The 15,979-nt window shown below is 61.5% G+C and carries 19 protein-coding genes; all 19 read right to left on the reverse strand.

All coding sequences use genetic code 11. The features are described from left to right. Positions 1–114: 114 nt before the first annotated feature. The 19 genes from LQ231_RS06010 to LQ231_RS06100 all read right to left on the reverse strand — a co-directional run bounded on the left by LQ231_RS06010 (position 115) and on the right by LQ231_RS06100 (position 15,748). Complete coding sequence (locus LQ231_RS06010; protein WP_230170643.1) at positions 115–552, reverse strand: hypothetical protein; 438 nt, start codon at positions 550–552, stop codon at positions 115–117. 140 nt (positions 553–692) lie between these two features. Continuing rightward, positions 693–1,238 carry a phage major tail tube protein gene (locus tag LQ231_RS06015; protein ID WP_230170644.1) on the reverse strand — a complete coding sequence of 182 codons (546 nt, stop codon included), beginning with the start codon at positions 1,236–1,238 and terminating at the stop codon, positions 693–695. 12 nt (positions 1,239–1,250) lie between these two features. Then, on the reverse strand, positions 1,251–2,507 hold the full coding sequence (locus LQ231_RS06020) for a phage tail sheath family protein (RefSeq protein ID WP_230170645.1): 1,257 nt from the start codon (positions 2,505–2,507) through the stop codon (positions 1,251–1,253). Between the two features lie 151 nt (positions 2,508–2,658). Continuing rightward, entirely contained in the window at positions 2,659–3,033 is a 375-nt protein-coding gene (locus tag LQ231_RS06025; RefSeq protein WP_230170646.1) for a hypothetical protein, read from the reverse strand. A 1-nt stretch (position 3,034) separates the two neighbouring features. After that, complete coding sequence (locus LQ231_RS06030) at positions 3,035–4,246, reverse strand: hypothetical protein (RefSeq protein ID WP_230170647.1); 1,212 nt, start codon at positions 4,244–4,246, stop codon at positions 3,035–3,037. An 11-nt stretch (positions 4,247–4,257) separates the two neighbouring features. Continuing rightward, a complete protein-coding gene (locus tag LQ231_RS06035; RefSeq protein WP_230170648.1) occupies positions 4,258–7,446 on the reverse strand; it encodes a DUF4815 domain-containing protein in 3,189 nt (1,062 codons plus the stop codon). Further along, on the reverse strand, positions 7,446–8,564 hold the full coding sequence (locus tag LQ231_RS06040) for a phage tail protein (protein WP_230170649.1): 1,119 nt from the start codon (positions 8,562–8,564) through the stop codon (positions 7,446–7,448). The genes LQ231_RS06035 and LQ231_RS06040 overlap by 1 nt, the downstream gene beginning before the upstream one ends. Beyond that, positions 8,561–9,433: a baseplate J/gp47 family protein gene (locus LQ231_RS06045; protein WP_230170650.1), complete on the reverse strand. Its 873-nt coding sequence runs from the start codon at positions 9,431–9,433 to the stop codon at positions 8,561–8,563. Before LQ231_RS06045 ends, LQ231_RS06040 begins: the two co-directional genes overlap by 4 nt. Further along, positions 9,433–9,831 carry a GPW/gp25 family protein gene (locus LQ231_RS06050; RefSeq protein WP_230170651.1) on the reverse strand — a complete coding sequence of 133 codons (399 nt, stop codon included), beginning with the start codon at positions 9,829–9,831 and terminating at the stop codon, positions 9,433–9,435. The genes LQ231_RS06045 and LQ231_RS06050 overlap by 1 nt, the downstream gene beginning before the upstream one ends. A 26-nt stretch (positions 9,832–9,857) precedes the next feature. Next, positions 9,858–10,085, reverse strand: a complete 228-nt coding sequence (locus tag LQ231_RS06055) for a hypothetical protein (RefSeq protein ID WP_230170652.1) — start codon at positions 10,083–10,085, stop codon at positions 9,858–9,860. A gap of 12 nt (positions 10,086–10,097) precedes the next feature. Further along, the gene (locus LQ231_RS06060) at positions 10,098–10,652 is read right to left on the reverse strand and encodes a phage baseplate protein (protein ID WP_230170653.1); all 555 of its coding nucleotides are present in this window, start codon (positions 10,650–10,652) and stop codon (positions 10,098–10,100) included. Beyond that, positions 10,645–11,286, reverse strand: a complete 642-nt coding sequence (locus LQ231_RS06065; RefSeq protein WP_230170654.1) for a hypothetical protein — start codon at positions 11,284–11,286, stop codon at positions 10,645–10,647. Before LQ231_RS06065 ends, LQ231_RS06060 begins: the two co-directional genes overlap by 8 nt. Beyond that, positions 11,283–11,759 carry a phage virion morphogenesis protein gene (locus tag LQ231_RS06070; protein WP_230170655.1) on the reverse strand — a complete coding sequence of 159 codons (477 nt, stop codon included), beginning with the start codon at positions 11,757–11,759 and terminating at the stop codon, positions 11,283–11,285. Before LQ231_RS06070 ends, LQ231_RS06065 begins: the two co-directional genes overlap by 4 nt. Then, positions 11,756–12,223: a phage protein Gp36 family protein gene (locus LQ231_RS06075; protein ID WP_230170656.1), complete on the reverse strand. Its 468-nt coding sequence runs from the start codon at positions 12,221–12,223 to the stop codon at positions 11,756–11,758. The genes LQ231_RS06070 and LQ231_RS06075 overlap by 4 nt, the downstream gene beginning before the upstream one ends. A gap of 134 nt (positions 12,224–12,357) precedes the next feature. Then, entirely contained in the window at positions 12,358–12,921 is a 564-nt protein-coding gene (locus LQ231_RS06080) for a hypothetical protein (RefSeq protein WP_230170657.1), read from the reverse strand. 101 nt (positions 12,922–13,022) lie between these two features. Continuing rightward, complete coding sequence (locus tag LQ231_RS06085) at positions 13,023–13,274, reverse strand: hypothetical protein (protein WP_230170658.1); 252 nt, start codon at positions 13,272–13,274, stop codon at positions 13,023–13,025. 116 nt (positions 13,275–13,390) lie between these two features. Beyond that, on the reverse strand, positions 13,391–14,281 hold the full coding sequence (locus tag LQ231_RS06090) for a Mu-like prophage major head subunit gpT family protein (protein WP_230170659.1): 891 nt from the start codon (positions 14,279–14,281) through the stop codon (positions 13,391–13,393). Between the two features lie 26 nt (positions 14,282–14,307). Further along, positions 14,308–14,709 carry a hypothetical protein gene (locus tag LQ231_RS06095; RefSeq protein ID WP_230170660.1) on the reverse strand — a complete coding sequence of 134 codons (402 nt, stop codon included), beginning with the start codon at positions 14,707–14,709 and terminating at the stop codon, positions 14,308–14,310. Positions 14,710–14,734: 25 nt separating this feature from the next. Continuing rightward, positions 14,735–15,748 (reverse strand): phage protease, encoded by a 1,014-nt coding sequence (locus LQ231_RS06100; RefSeq protein ID WP_230170661.1) that lies wholly within the window; start codon positions 15,746–15,748, stop codon positions 14,735–14,737. Between the last annotated feature and the right edge of the window lie 231 nt (positions 15,749–15,979).

Here is a 15,979-nt window from a genome sequence, read left to right on the forward strand (position 1 = left end):
TCAACCGGGCCTCTTCGTGCCAGAGCAGAACCTCGTCCCACCACATGGTCATCACCACCGGGATCGGGGTGTGGAGATAGGCGGCAACGCGGGCGGCGTAGGATCTCCAGACCTTCAGCTCTCCGAAGACGCGCTGTCCTGACGAAGCATGCGGGGCAAAAAATCGTAGGCCGCGTCAACGACCGCGTCGCCGTCCTCATCGATCAGGCCGCGCAGGACAGATGCTTTGAAACCTGTCATCTCGGCGTAGATATCAAATGTGGTCATGCCGCCCTTGGCGCTTTTCTTGACGACATTGTCCACCTCTCCCATGAGCAGCCGGCGCACGGTGATGGAGGAAACGACCTGACCGTTGAGACGGAACGGATGCTTCAGGGTAATGACGCGCTTGTGGCCCTGGTCCACAAAATCCAGAACGTCTGCAATCTGTTCTCGCTCCGCCTCAGGTTCCGCCGCCGGGGCGGAAGTCGCAGGCGCCTCAGCGGTCGAAGCGCCGTTATCCAAGGCTGCCCAAAGTTCAGCGGGCGGCAAAGGGATTTCCTCGACCTTCACGTCGGTCGGGTCATTCTTGGATTGCGGTGTCAGGATTTTGGCGGTTTGAGACGTGTTTGAAGACATTGTGATGACCCTTCAAAAGGAAGGCCAGCCGCTTGGAGCGGCCGGCGCAGAGACGATCAGACGCGCGGCCGGGATCAGGCGGCGATGAGGCGATTGTGCTCGGCGGTGTAGTTCACGCCGTCGATGATCAGGGTGTTGTTCTGGACATCGAACTTGTGGACTGTCTTGCCGTCGAAGATGTCGTGGTAGAGCACGATCGACGACCAGGTCAGCCGGGTCGCACCGCTGGACTTCATGCCCTTAACCCCTGACTGGGCATAGCCATTCAGCAAGCCCTTCAAGAAGACAACGCGGCCGGTGAGCTGGGGCGAACCGGTGCTGGGAACTTCGCCGGTCGAATCCTTCGGGAACACGTTCAGCAGGTTCTCGTAGTAGGTGATCGTGGTCCAGTCGCCCGGCTCGCGGCCGAAGCGGGTCTTGAGATCTTCATGCACGCCGTTGACGGTCTGCTCGCAGGTCAGCGGTTGAATTTCCGCCGGCAGCTCCATCGCAAAATAGCCGCCGCCCATGACAAAAGACGACATTTCACGGGTCAGCGCCGGAAGTGTGGTCTCGTCAATGCGCATGCGCTGATTGATTTCATTGCAGTACCAGTTCGAGCCTCGAATGATGCGATCCATCGGTAGTCTCCTTTAAGCCGTGACGCGGACGTTCGAGAGGCCGAGCTGCGAGAGCGATGACGCGATCGCGGCTTCCAGCACGTCAAAGGCTTCCGGCATGGGTTCGTCGTAAAGCTGCAGATCGACCAGGTCGGGCGTTTCCGCCCAGCGCATCTTGACCCGCAGGCCACCCGCTTCGAGCAGGGTGGCCGGGTTCATCGCCTTCGACCAGATCAGTTCGTAGTCGATGATCGCACCGAGGGTGACGAGGTCGGACAGGAACTGGTCGGCAGCGCGATAGACCAGTGAAACCATATGCCCGGTCATGTCTTCCGACAGATACTGGCGCAGCGGGCGCAGCATTGCCTTCTCGACGGCGCGGCGTGTCCGGATCTTCTTGATCGAGCGCCAGGCGTTGACCGTTGGGTCCGACGCCGTGGTGAAGGGTGCCCAGAGCAAGTTGCCTTCGATGATGGTGCCGACGCCCGCCTGGGCGAGCTGGTTGCCTTCGGTGCTGATGTCGCCGTCGCGGTAATTGACCGGGACAGACGGACCGAGGACGCCCTGCAGCGGGCGATTCCAGAAGGCCTTGTAAGGACCGCCGGTTTCCTTGTCGCGGCGGATCATGGCACCGGCGACGTTGGCAGACAGCGGCCGGGTGACATTGCCGCCACCAAGATTGACGACACCGGCCGGATACATGCCGATGACGTTGAGAGCGGTCGCGAAATCTTCCGCCCATTCGATCGCGTTCTCGATCGAGGTCGATGGCGTGTCGGCAATGACCATGCAGTCGATGATCTGATCGGCAATGGTGCGGGCAGCGGCTACGACGGCGTTAGCCGCATTGTCGAGGCGATGCGCCATGTAGCCAGGCGCGATGATCAGGCCGGGTTCCAGCTTGATGTGGCTCTTGGCGTCGAGCAGCGCCCAGACGCCGGTCTTGGAGCCGGCGTTACCAACGATGTTGTTGATTTCGGCCGCAAGCTTCAGTGCCGGGTCGGTCGAAGGTGAATGCGCAACACGAACGAAGGCGACATCGGTCACAATGCCTTCGGACAGCAGCTGGTCGACGGTGTCGCGTGCGATGCCGGTGCCAAGGAGCGCGACCTGCGCCGGATCGTCGATAGACAGCTTCACCGGCTCATCGAGCGGAAACGCGGTATTGTCAGCGGTCGGCGCGGGAACGCAAAGCCCGACGACAGTGCTGTCGCGGGTGTCGATCTTGGCGACGGTGCTGGTGAGGTTGGAAAACCGGCGTACGCCGACGAAGTCCGTGGTGCCTGACATCGGTCATTCCTGCAGTGGGTTTCAAAGCTGAAATGAGACTAGGCGTCACGCGCATAAAGAAAGGGCTGACAGTTGTCAGCCCTGGATTAGGTGTCAGTTTATTGGAGGTCTTGGCGAAGATGATCGCTCTCGACTGTAAAATCAAGACCCATCAAGGATAGGCCGCAGATGCCCACGCCCAGAGTGCATCGAGTTCGGGTTCGGTGATCCCTTCCGCCGCCGCCATGGCAATCAACAAAGGATCCTCCCGACGGTAGACCAAGGCGTCATCAAGGTAGGCCTGCGCTTGGATCTTTGCGAGACCTTCGGGCATCGCATCGATATGGGCGCGGATGGCGGCTTTCGTGACCCCGATCTCGGCCGCTGCCAGCCAGAAGGTCAGGCGGGGGAGTGGCGGGATAGGAACTGGCGGATGAAGGTATGCAAGCAGTTCAGGATCATCATCTGCGATTTGCTCTTCTGCCATTCCCGCCACGAAACCGGGGCATACAGTAGTGATTTTGCCACCTGTTCTGTTTACGTACATGTCAGTAGATCCTGTTCAAGGTGAAGTCTTCAACGGAGCTCAAATAGGCAACTACGCTACCACCGCTAGCCGCAAAGTTCGCGACGGCGCGTAACTGTCTTGATGTATTGGTTTTCAATTTGCCACCGCCACCAGTAGCTGCACTTGCAACTACACCACCCACATAGGCCTGTACGTAGATCGGCCCGGAATTTGCGGCCTGTGCATCAGCATCATTGAATGCTGCCGATACAGAGCCATTGGCGTTGGACGACATACTCACAAGACAAGTTATGAGTGATTTAACGCCATTCGGTGCAGGGATCACGGCGGGGATAGTATACAAGGCATCCGCGACTGCGCCTGTCGTATTAATCCACGCTGTAGGCGGAAACGCTTTTATGCTGTCAGTCTGCGTGTAATCCCAGATCGCGTTCGGTGTGGCGTTGGTGTAACACCAGTCGAAGCGCCCTACCCAAGTGTAACCAGCAGGCACGCTTGCCGGGATCGGAAGTAACGAATAGCCCCAATCGAAGGAGCCGTCGCTGTCCTTGCGGAGGGCCTGTAGATGGTAAGTGGTGTTCGCCGTGACGGCCGCTGCATCTAGCCTACCACCATTCCCAGAGCCCGCTGCCCAAACAGCATTGAGGGTCTTGGTAAAGGCCCCCGCATTCACTACCCGTATGCCATTCCCCTTGATATCGCCCGCTGCCACGCTGATGACGTAGGCGGAGGATTTGGATGTGATGAGGCCCTTGACGTAGCTTGGCACCTGCAGGGAGAGCAGATTGCTGACTTCAGTCTTCGTGTACGTCGTTGCCTGATCAGCCTTTGCAAGCAGCGCTTCCACCAGTCCCGAGACTTCGTCGATCAGGTGGTTGTGCAGACCGAGTGCCGCGATCGCCGTTGATGGCACCCAGCCCCCTGGTGTTTTCACCAGCACATAGTTTGGTGCCGCCTCGTCAGCGCCGGCAACGTCGGTCAGGTCGTCAAGCTTGAATGTCCGGCTCGCGGCCATCTTTCCAGCAAGCGCGTCCACCAGGCCCGTTACCGTCTCCATGGCTTGGATGTGATCGACATCAGCCTTGTCCGCCAGCGCGATTTGCAGATTATAGAGGATCAGATCGACCATCTGCCATGCCAGGCGCAGACGCTCGAATTCGGCGTTGACGTGCGTTGGCGGGTCGGCGGCCGGATTGGGGATCGGGATATTGAGGTGTTCTGTCTCGTTCATCGTTCAATCCCTCACATTACACTTGCGCCGAAGTCACCGACGACCAGGCGCGAGGCAGGTCCACCGGTGCCCGTGACTTTCAACCGGACCAGATCGGCGGTCTGCCCGGACAGTTCGTATTTCCGCTCGGTCCAGAGCGGGTATGCCAGGGCCTCGTTCTCTTCGAGCGGCATGTTCGTCCAGGCACCGCCATCCTTGGAGATGGCGACCGCCAATGTGGAACCACCTGGCAGATAGGCCTTCAGCCAGTTCGCGATCCGCACCGCCGTGCCGAGCTTGAAGGCGCGGGTGACGTAGACCAGTTCCTGGGCGATCTCGCCGGCAATCAGCTCAACCGGCGCAAAGAGGATTGGAGACAGCTTTGAAGTGCCTTTGAGGACGGCGCGAAGCTCGACGGTCTCGGTGATGTATTCGGTGAGCTGCAGCACCTGGTATGGTGCCAGACGATAGATCGTGCCGTTCGTACGCTCGATCTCGAACTCGACAGAGCAGCCGGCTGACGGCAGCTCGACCGAGGCGCGAACCTGAAGGTCGGAGCAATCGACCAGGTCGAAGCTGCCAAGCGCGACCGTCTTCGTCGTCACCGGATATTCGGCGGCGATCGTGCGCCAGACCATTGCCTCGTCCTGGTGTGCCGACCAGGTCTCGGCGTTGACCGAGGAGAAGCGCGGCCCGACGACATAAGGATGCGACGTGACATAGCGCTGCAAATCGGCGTCGAAGCCGCTCAGCTTGGCAAACGAAATCGAATGGTTGTTGTCATCGGTCTTGATGACATGCGCATGCCGGGTCTCCGGCGACGTGGTGATCGGCAGGCTGTAGCGCGCCGCCTTCCAGCCGACGGTCGCGCCAATCATCGATACGAAGCCTTCAGCGACAATATCGGAGGTCGGGTAGCCGTTGTCCGTGGTCACCTGATTGACGACGATATCCTTCGCGGTATCGCCGATCGCGCAGAGATGGAAGTCGATGCCGAGGATCTGACGGGTCTCGGAGACTGCGAACAATTGCGCCTGCGGGTCCGAACTGCGGTCACGGCTGCTCTCCCTGGCCGCCGTCGTACGCGCCCGCGTCCAGGTGTCGATTGTCGTCACCTGCCGCATGACATTGATCTCGATCGTGCCCTGACCGACGAAAAGCGAGGTCGCCTCGGTACCACCCATGCCCTTGGCAAAGACGGCCTTGGTTCCGGCGGTCACATTGGCCGGGATCGTGAAGCTGCCGGAGATCACGCCGGCACCGTTGGCGGCCTGGACGCCGGCCGGCTTCACGTTCACGCCGTCGAAAGTCAGCTCGGACAGGATCTCGCCAGGGCCAAAGCCGGAGATGGTGAAGGCAAGCGAGATCTGGCGCAGGAACTGCAGCTGCTCGACGCGACGGTCTTCGATGCGGGTCTCGGACGAGCTGGCCTGCAGCGGGCCGTTCGCCGTGGTGGTACCGCGATTGAACTCCTGAGTGACAGACGAAAGCCACTGGTTTGCGCTCACGGTCCAGAAGTCCACAGCCGGCGACAACTTCAGAGAGCCGGGCAGCAGGGTGAAATTGGCATAGGGATTGATCTTCTCGCAGAATGTTTTCAGCGGCTGCGAGATCAGAACTTCCTCAGTGTAGTCGAGCATGACGGGTGCCGTCAGGTCGGCGACAAAGAAGGTCGGCTCGATCGAGAGCGTCAGCATGCCGTCGACAATCGAACCGCTCTGGGCAACGCCCTGGTCGCGATAGGTATCGTCGATGAACGGGTCGACGAACGTGTTCAGCTTGGCCACCGGTTCGCGGGCGTCAATACCGCTCTTCAGGCGCTCCAGCTGCAGCAGGCGATCAAGGTCAACCAGCCTGTCGATCACCCGCTGGATTTCGTCCTGGGAGTGGAAGTATGTGGCATCGTTCACGACAGACGGCGTTCCCACCCAGGCGTTCTCGATGCGGGCAAGCTTGAGCACATTCGACGGCACGATCGGCGCTCTTGGATTGCTCAACGCCGAGATACCCTTGATGTAAACCGGCGAACCGTCTTCAGCCAGGCAGAGCAGATCGATGCGCTGCAGCTTCGACGTATAGGCGGCGATAATATCGCCACCCGTCGCGCCGCCGGAGACCGTGATCGTGTAATCGGTGAAAGCGTCGGCCGCGACGGATGCGCGGTAGCGATACTTAACTGTGTAGGTTGAGCCGGCGGTCGGTTCAGGGCCAGCCGGCGACCAGTCAACCGTGTTGTTGACGCGGTTAAAGGCAGTTCCGGCCACGTAGGTCGTTGCACCTTGCTTGACCTCGACCAGCTCGATGACGCTGGTGTCGGGAAGGCCGTCAGCGCCATTGGCGATCGCGCCACGGGTGACGGTGACGGTCTTTTCCTTGGTCAGGAGGATCGAGTTGATGACGCCGATCGGACCCTGGGCAACGGTGAAGGTGTAGGATGCGCCGCCGGGATAGGTGTGGGTTTCGCCTGGGATTGCCAGCTCGTCCCAGTCTTCCGGTTCAGAATGGCGAAGGGCTGCAAGCCGAGTGCGCTTGGAGCCGTTAATGTTCGCCTCACCTTCGCTGATCGAGAAAATCTGCGCGCCAGCATTGGCGCCGAGAGCCGTCACCCGGTTGCCCTTGACGACGTAGTTGCCGTTCGGCTTGTCATATTCACCTATCGCCTGTAGCGCAGGTGCGAGAATGTTGGGGCCAACTTGGTCAAGGATTGTGCCGTCCTGAAGGATGTAGCTCGTGAAGAACGTGCCGTCACCGTCATCGCCCTCCCAAGCCCAGGTGACAGTGCCAACTTCACGAGCAGCGCCTGGCTCTCCTTCCGAATCCGAACCGGCAACGAGACCGAGCAAGGTCGCATCGTCCTCGTGGGTGATGTAGCTGGTTACCAAGCGAATACCGACTTCCACGCGGCCAGACATCGGCACGTCGGTCAGGATCGCTTCGGGCACGCTCCAGAGGTCACCGGCGGCGTAAACCTTGCCGGCCTCAATGATGACGGTTTCGGCCTCGATATCGACGATCGCAGCACCATGCTCAATGCGGTCGCCGTCATTGGCATAGATGCGGCCGACACGGGCCGCGCGATTGCGGATGATGCGCTGCGCCTCGTTCAGCTCGGCCGCCTGGACATAGGAGTTTGCGCCGTAGTGAACGACGCCCTGCCAAGACACCTGCGAGAGCGCGCGGTCATAGCAATTAGGAAGGGCGCTCGGATGTTCGAAAGCCATTAGAACCTCACAAGGAATTTGAAGCGGTCGCGGACTGTCTTCCGCAGTGGGATGGAGATGGCGGTGGTGGCGAAGGCCGTGCCGGCGATCATGTCGTCCGGCTCCAGCCAGAGCTGCCCAGACGGGATGCCGGCCGCAAGCGTTGCGCCTGAAATCAGCTCGGCGGTTTCGGCCTGGATGCCATCGGCGTCGTTGAAGCCGGTCATCGCCTCGATATAGACCTGCTGGCCACCGGAGGCCGGCTGATAACCCTGTCCGTCGATCTGGTATGGACCACCGAGAACCGGGGAAACCGGATGGCAGGCGCGGCAGCGCCGATATCCGACCACGTCGCCGGCACCATCTTTCAGGCGCAGATAAAAGGTGCGGGCAGCGAACCAGGCGGCCATCAGGGCGCGGCGCTGGATCGCCGGACTGTCGCCCCAGGCAAAGTCTGCGGTCACCCACGGATAGGTCATCTCGATCCACGGCAGGCCGTCTTCGTCCGGAAGCTCGATCCAGTTGCCGATCGCCAGGCCCTCGGCCTCGGTCAGGGTGTGCTCGACTTCCGTCGTTCGGCCGAATGACCAGAGCGTGCCGTCAGCCCGAAGCCGCGTGCCGCTCTCGTGCTCGAGGAGACTATTGTCCAGGCGGGCCCCGTCAGCCAGAAGCGGCCCGACATCATAGTCGAACACGCCACGACGCAGATCCGACCGCTGGGCAAGCGATAGGCGTGTGATGCCTTCGATGCGATCGAGGAGAGGATTGTCGTTGGCGGGAAGTGCCGCAAAGCGGATCTGGCTGGAGTTCCACCAGACGCGGCCATGCCACGCCGACTCGACAGTGCCAGCCAGATCGAGAAAGGCCAAGCCTCGGGCAATGGCCTCATAGGTGCCACGCACCGACAGCCAGCGACGGCCGCGACCGTCGAGCAGCTCATAGACATTCGAGACATAGGGCGTGAGCATGCCGAGGCCGTCTTCGAAGACGAGGAACGGCAGGACATCAGGGGCCGGCGAAATGCGCTTGCCGGTGCGGATCGCGGGCACAGCAGCCTTCAGCGCTGCCCACCGTTCCGTGCGGCTTTCCTCGGCAACCAGTTCGTAGATGTCGGCGCTCTCAGGCTGCAGGGAGGTCAATAGGCTCTCCCCTTCAGCGTCAGCGCGACGGTGCCGATCGAGATCGCTTCTGTTGGCTGGGCGGTCTCATCGGCCGTCGAAGTGGGCGTGACCTTGTGCACGCCGGAAATCATCAGCCTGGACACCCACCAGGCCGTAACCAAGTCCCGGCCGAGCTTCTGCTCGATCTCCCAGGCACTGCGAAGATTTGCCTCGGCGCGGGCAACCGTCGCCTCGTCTGCATCCGGCAGCAACCAGATATCGGCGGCTAGGTTGGCAACCTTGCGCACTGCGGCCTGGACGATGATCGTGTCGTTGACGAGCTGCGCACCGGCAGCATTCAGCGCGGCGCGGACTTTGGTCAGCAGATCCGGACTGGCTACGCCGTCCACCTCGGTCGAAAAGATCGCCACATAGATGACCGGGCTGCGGCCGATGCGGTAGGGTTCGGCCCATTCGACGCGAAGGTCGGCCGTCATGGCGAGATATTGATAGCGTTCCTTTGGCCCGCCGGTCGACCGACCGGTGATGGCGAGCAGGACGCGGGTGAGCAGCCGATCGTCCAGTTCGCCTGGCAAACGCACCACATCGTTCTGGGCTGCGAGATGGTCGAGGTTGCCACCCCTTGCGAAATACAGAAGCGTTGCCCGGAAAACGTCATTGATCTCGGCGCGCAGGATCATCTCGCGCGTGCTCTCGGCTTCATTGTCGATCGTGAAGGGATCGGTCAGCAGATCCTCGACGCTGTACATCGGCAGATCCGGATAGAGGACGCGCTTTGCGGCCCACTTGCCCAGGAAGGTCTGCTTCTGCCGCTCGACAATCGCCTCGTAGTCAATCTCCTGGATGACCTGCGGCTTCGGTAAAGTGTTGAGGTCAATCGTGGTCATTAGACACCAAGTGCTGCTGGAGTGGTGGCGCGCAGGCCGAGATCGACGGCGATGTTGTAATTGCCGAAGCGGCCTTCCGGGAAGTAGAGGCCGCCATAGCGAATGCCGAGCTTGCCGGTGTCCTTCAGCGTCACGAGCTGCAGTTGGGTGATGGCGTATTCCGGCTCCCAACGGGCAGCGCTGGCCACCATCTCATTGTAAATCAGCAGCGCGATCGACGGAGTCAGATCTTCCGACAGCAGCGACCGCAAGTCCGAACCGAAGGACAGGCGCATGACGCGGGTCTCGATCCGGGTGTGCCAGATCTTGGTCAGCGACTGGGCAAGGTGCTTCGGGCCGACAAGCAGCTTGCCGGTCCGTGCATCTATTCCAGTCCGATATCGGATCTCGCCTGCCATGGTTTCAAAGGCCCTTTAAGTGACGCTTATTCGGCGGTTGAAGGTTCGCTGGTGGCGACCTTCGGCGTGATGTGGAGCGCGAGCAGCTCGCCGCGTGCCTCGTCTTCGGAAAGGCGAAGTGTTTCGCCCGCCTTCACGCGCCGGCCGGCGACCTTCATGGGTGCGCGATCAGTGACCACATAGTCGAGCTTGCCGTCGTCGATCGGCGCTGCCTGCTCTTCGGATTTGGTGGTGGTCTTTGTTGCCTTGGCCATAGTGTCTCCTGTTCAGGCTGGGTTGGGTCCGTAGGTGTCTTCGCCGCCGCGCTCGATGCCGCCGTGTGTGTGGCCGGAGCCGATGTTCTTGCCGTCGTGGGACAGCTTGCCGCCTTGGAAGTCAAAGCCGTCGCCGGTCAACGTTGCCGAGACGCCATTCGACGACAGCACAAGCTGCCCGTCCTTCATCTCGATGCGGGTATTGCCGCGTGCGATGAACGTGGTGTCGCTCGATGTGGAAGGGGCCGCGTGGTCCTGGTCGAAAGATCCTGGCACCGCGATCGAGCCAGCGCCGATCGTGCCGGACATCGACACCATGATCATCTGCTCGCCTTCTTCCGGCTCACTGTGGATCGACAGTGCGCCGACGCCGGCTTCCTGCCAGCGGATCCACGGACCAAGCACGTCCTCGCCCTTGGAATTGGTGCCGAGCTTCAGACGCAGCCGGCGGCGATCGGCGGAAACCGGGCCGACCTTGCCGGACATGACCATCATCGCGAGGCGGCGCTCGGCCGCTTCGATCCGGGCGGCCTGCCGGCTCAGTTCGCGCGAAACGGGATCAGCCATTGTCCGGCTCCTCCTCCTGCGCGGGGATCCAGGGCGCGAGATCGTCGATATCGGCAGCGTCATCGTAACCGATGACACCGGTCACGCCGCCTTCTTCGGTGTAGCGGCCGACATGCTCCGGGAAGACGCTTTCGCCGAGGTCCGCGACGATCTGTGTCCAGGTCACGGTGTAATAGGCCATGCCCTGCGCCTGGTCGCGCACGGTGAACAGCGGCTTCATCTCGGCAGGCGGCGTGCTCTCCGGAGGATAGACGCCCGTCCGGTTCCAGGTGGCGGCTATGTCATCGGCGAGGATGGTCAGCAGGCGCGCGCCGATCGCGAGCGCCATGGCTTCTTTCTCGACCCTACGATTGTTCACCGACTTCGCTTCGCAGACGATGTAGGCGACCCAGTCGACCAGGAGGTTGAAGTGGCCGTCCGCCATCTGGGCTTCACGGATACGGCTCCAGCCAATGCCAACGCCCGGAGCTTTGACAACGGTCTTGCCGATCAGCTCCGACAGATCGACCTTGCCCGGATGCTTCACGACATTGAGGCCGGGATTGAGCGTGGTGATGGTGGCAACGATCGCGGACTGCAGTGGTGCCAGCGGATCGAAGGCGAGCAGCTGCTCGATGGTCTTGGGAGCGATCATTGCGCCACTCCGAATATGTCGGTGACCAGGTCGATGATTTCGCGTTCATTGTCGGACGAGATCCCGACGAACGGACGCGCCGGCACCGTGACCTTCTTGGCGTGAATGGTCTGGCCGCCGATTTGGAAGACGAGCGCCTCGGCCGACTTCGGCACGATGACCATGCCGTCCTGGTGGACGTGCGCATATTCCCATGTGGCACCCCATTCGGCCTCTTCGGCCGAGGAGGTCCAGGCGAGCGACGACAGCAGGTGCTGGCCGGTTTCCATCAGGATCGACGTGCCCTTGCTGTTCGGTTGCCAGGCCGTGCCGTCCGGAGCGGTCTTTTCCTCTTCGATGCGCCGGCGCGTCTGGCTGTCGCCGAGTGCGGCAATCGCCGTCATCAGTTCTCCGGCCTCGAATTCGAAGATCGGGCGCAGCTTCAGGAGCGCGCTGTCGAGGTCGGATACGTCAATGGTGATCGAGGTGCTCATATGCGGCCGAGCCTCTCGCGCGTGAACACGCGCTCGGGCGCAGTCAGCACAACTTCGTTCTGGCCGATATCGCCGACATCGACGTTGGCATCATCGCCACCAGGTGCTGGCACCGTCGTCGTCAAGGCACCCTTGCCGGCGGCGATTGCCTCCAGGCGCTTCACGGCCTGGTCGTAGCGTTCCTTTATGTTTTCGGTCGATCGGCTGAAATCGAGCGCGATGCGGTAGAAGGCGATGTCGATCGCGTAAATCTTCAGGAGAGCGAGGCTGTCGGCATCGAGGGCGCTCAGGTCCGCGGCTGAATAGCGGGCGGCAAGGATGGCGCGGATCTCGATCGAGGCATCGCCGAGGCCGGCTTCGATGCGGGTGTCGTCGCGCAGGCCGGTCTGTTCGTCCGCCGCCACCAGCGTGAGCTGTTCGCGGAACCGGGCTTCGATGTCTGCGATGGTGGCGTAGGGCTGCATGGTGTCCTCTTCAAATAGTGCCGCTGTTCAGACGCCCCGTTTTGGGTTTCTGCTGCGTCCATGGGCTTCGGAAGGATCAGGCCTGCGCGCTGATCAGGCCATCCGCTTCCTCGCGGCGCTCCCCTTTGGAATGGTCAGTCGTTGTCGGCCGGGCGATCTTCGTAGCGACTGTCGATTTTCAGGAACGGGTCGGCGCGCAACGCTTCCAACGTTGCGTCCGGATCCGGGCCGAGCTCCTCATAGCGAAGCTCGATTGCGACGGGACCGAAGGCGAGACCGGCGCGACGGCGAGGGCCACCAGGAGCCGAGACAAGCAACACGGGCGAGGCAATCATCCACTGGCCCTCGACAGGGCGCTCCTGGAGCGCCTCGGCAGTTCCCTGGGCAATGGCTGTTGCCGCATCGGCGAGATCGGCCTTGAAGTCAGCCGGCAGGGAGGCAAGGGCCACCTCAGCCTTGAAGTCGGCGATCACCTTGTTCAGCAGTCCGTCGCGTTCTTCCTCGGACAGAGCATTCCAGGCATCGACCGAAAGGCCGGATTTCTGGTGCGCCGCCATGACGACATCGCCGAGCTGGACGGTGTGGCCTTCCGCGATCTCGATCGACGCCGGCAGCGTGTTCGAACCGTTCAGCGTTTCGTTCTCGGAAAGCGCCTCGACAGGCTTCGTGGTTGGCTTTGGGGTGGACTGCTTTGCCATGGGTTGCTCCTTTGGGTTCTCGGGAAAGAGGCAAGCTGCCGCTTTCCGGAAAACCCCGGCCGCCGGGAGGCAGCGGCCGAGGTCGGCTGCTGATCCGCACATCAGCAGCGAAGGTAGAAGTTCATGCCGTGGGTCTCGTAGCTCTCGCGGTAGATCGGCTTCAGGCGCTTGATGATCCGGTAGGCTTCAACGCCGAAGCGCTGCAGCGTCTGCCATGCCCAGGCCGGCGCGACGGCCGTCTTGTGGATCGCGAAGGATGCAACCGAAACGAAGAAACCGAGGCTGCGCTCGATGCAGAGGATGACGAAAGCGATCAGGCCAGAAATCGTGCGGTAGAAGTAAGAACGGGACATTCCGGTTTCCTTTGGCTGTTGACGTTGGGGCATTCCGGGAAACGGTCGCAGACAGCTTGCCGGAGTGCCCCGGCGACCCGGAGAGGATCGGGCCGCCGGTGCCAGGCTCCGACGCGTTACAGTGGAGCTTCGAGGATCTGGACGAGGTTGCGGTCGGTATTGGTCGAACCGTCAATGTTCTCGGACATCAGGATGTCGCGCGCCTTGAAAAGATCCGTGCTGCCGACGATCAGATGGGTCGGCCGGATCTTAAGCTTGCGACCTTCGTCATCAGTAAGCGAGGTCATGGCCGTGAACGCTTCGCGGAGGTTCTGTGCGTCAAGCGTATCGGTCGAGCCGAAGGCCATCTGCCAGAAGCCAAAGCCGGCAGCGACACGTGCGTCAACACCGTAGAGATACTGATCGCGCAGGAAGACCGTATCCGACGTGTTCGGATCGTCCTTGCTGACGAAGCTGTAGTCGCGGCGCTTCTGGAAAATCCAGGGCTTCAGCGGCTTGGACAGGTCAGCCAACATCCACAAACTGCCAGAGCCGGCTGCATAGTTGGAAACCGATGTTACTGCACCGGGCATGCCGACTGGATGGTCCGTATCGAAGAAGTTCTGGCCGTCGAAGCACGCGGACGACGCGCCCGCTGCCATCAGTTCGAACGCGATTTCGTCCGGGTGGGCGGCAGCAGAGTTGCCCATCATCTTGAAGCGAGGCGCATAGAGACCGAGCTTGTCGTCCTCGATGTCGTCGCGCTCCACACCGATCGTCGATTCGAACTTTTCGTTCTTGATCGAATAGCCGTGCGACTGAAGCGATTTGATCTGGCGGTCGCCAATCCACTTGCGAAGCTTCGGAAAATCGCCGAGCCAGCCGTAAGTTTCCTCGGATGAGTTGGAATTGATGACCGTGGCGACCTGAGTGTACAGGCTGGTCGTCTCGGCCAGACCCAGTTGGAATGAAGTCTTGAAACCGCGCTGGGCTGCAGCGATCAGTTCTGGTGTGATGACCCTTGCCATGGTCGATCCTTCTTTTGGTGAGGGGGTTAGGGAATGCGGACGAAGACACCATCCGCTTCGACGGACATGACCTTGCCGGCAACTGAGCGAGTGTTGGTGCCGGAGGTCTTGGCCACGGTCTGGTCATCGACGATGTAGCAATCCTTGCCGATATCGGCGGCGGTGACCGCGTCGGCGCCATGATTGAACAGCTTCAGCGTGGTGCGCTTAACCGGGACGGTTTTCGCGCCATCAGCGCCCGAATTGACCACAGTCTGCTCGGACACGCCGACAGCGATCAGGTTCAGCCCTGTCTTGCCAGGGATGGCGACGCCAGCATCCATGACGACGAGCGCGCCCTGAAAGATGGTGGTTGCGCCTTTCATAGGCGGGTTCGAACGATGGCCTTCGGTCTCGATGATCGAGCGGGCCTGGCTCATTGCAGTCATGTCAATCTCCAGAGTTGGCGTGGGATTAGGCGGCGGTCAGGCCATTAGCCTTGCGGAATTCTTCCTCCGTCTGGCCCATCATCTTCATGACCTCACGGTCCTCGGCCGAGAGCGTGGCCAACTGGCCGGCCGGATCCTTCTTGCCGTCGAGTCCAGAAGCGGCGAGCGTGGCAGTCATCGTGCCGAACAGCGCCGTTACCTGAGCAAGGCCATCATTCGTGGCACAAAGCGCCGCATACTGGTCTCGCTGTGCCGGCACGATCTTCTTCGCTGCGAGTGCGCTTTCGAGCAGCACTTCAACCTTGCCCTGGTGATCCGCCTTGTTGCGGGCCTCCAGCTCGGAGGAGAGTGTCTGGACCTTGGTCAGCGCCTCCTGGTGAATGGCAGGATCGATGCGGGATTTCAGGCCGGTAAGGGCAGACAGGCACGAAGCCTCGGAAGCGTCCTCGGACAGGCCGAGGGCGGCAGCAATTGCTTTCAGCATGGGTTTCTCCCGGAGTTGGGTGGTTTGTGAGGTGAGATCGGCCGAAGCGACGGCCGGCATGGATGCCGCAGGCGCTGCAACGAGGGCAGCGGAGTGGATCCAGTAGGCCTTGCCGTTGTCGTCATGCTTCAGGGTTGGGGAAATGTAGCGATGCGTGCGCGCCGTCAGGACATCGAGACCGGCCTGCAGCCATTCGACCTTGGCGTAGAGACCATCGGCGCGGGCTTCCAGCTTGGAAATCCAGCCAACCGCCGGAGCGCTTTCGCCGAACATCGCCTTCTTGACGGTCGCGTGATCGACATCGATCGGAAGATCTACGCCATCGGTGACGAAGCGAGCAGCGAGCAGCTCGGGATCAACGTCGAACTGGCGACCGTCGCGGGCAGTAAATTTGCCGCGCGGCGCGACCTTGATCCACTCCGGACCAGTCTTGGTGGCGGCTGCAGCCGGATCTGCCAGGTAGGCGTCGAGAACGGTCAGGCCCGTCATTGTGTCGGACAGGCCGGCGTCTGGCGCAAGGCAGGAAAGGGTGAGTGTTTGGCGGTTCGTCATCATGGCAGCAGTTGTGCCACTGCCTGAACCCGGCAGACGGCTGACACCTGTCAGCCACTGAACTTGCGGTCGTAACGCGCCTACACGCGCATCTAACCGCTACCCGGTCCGAGGATCAAGCCCCGTTCGATTTTTGAAGCCGTTTTGAAGCCCTTGGGTGCGCTTCGGGGGTCAGGTGCGCCTCACGGTCCGTCCAAAGGGCCTTGCGCGCGTCTGTGGCCCTCCTATTGTGGC

Source organism: Rhizobium sp. CECT 9324, assembly GCF_918741265.1.
Taxonomy (GTDB): Bacteria; Pseudomonadota; Alphaproteobacteria; order Rhizobiales; family Rhizobiaceae; genus Allorhizobium.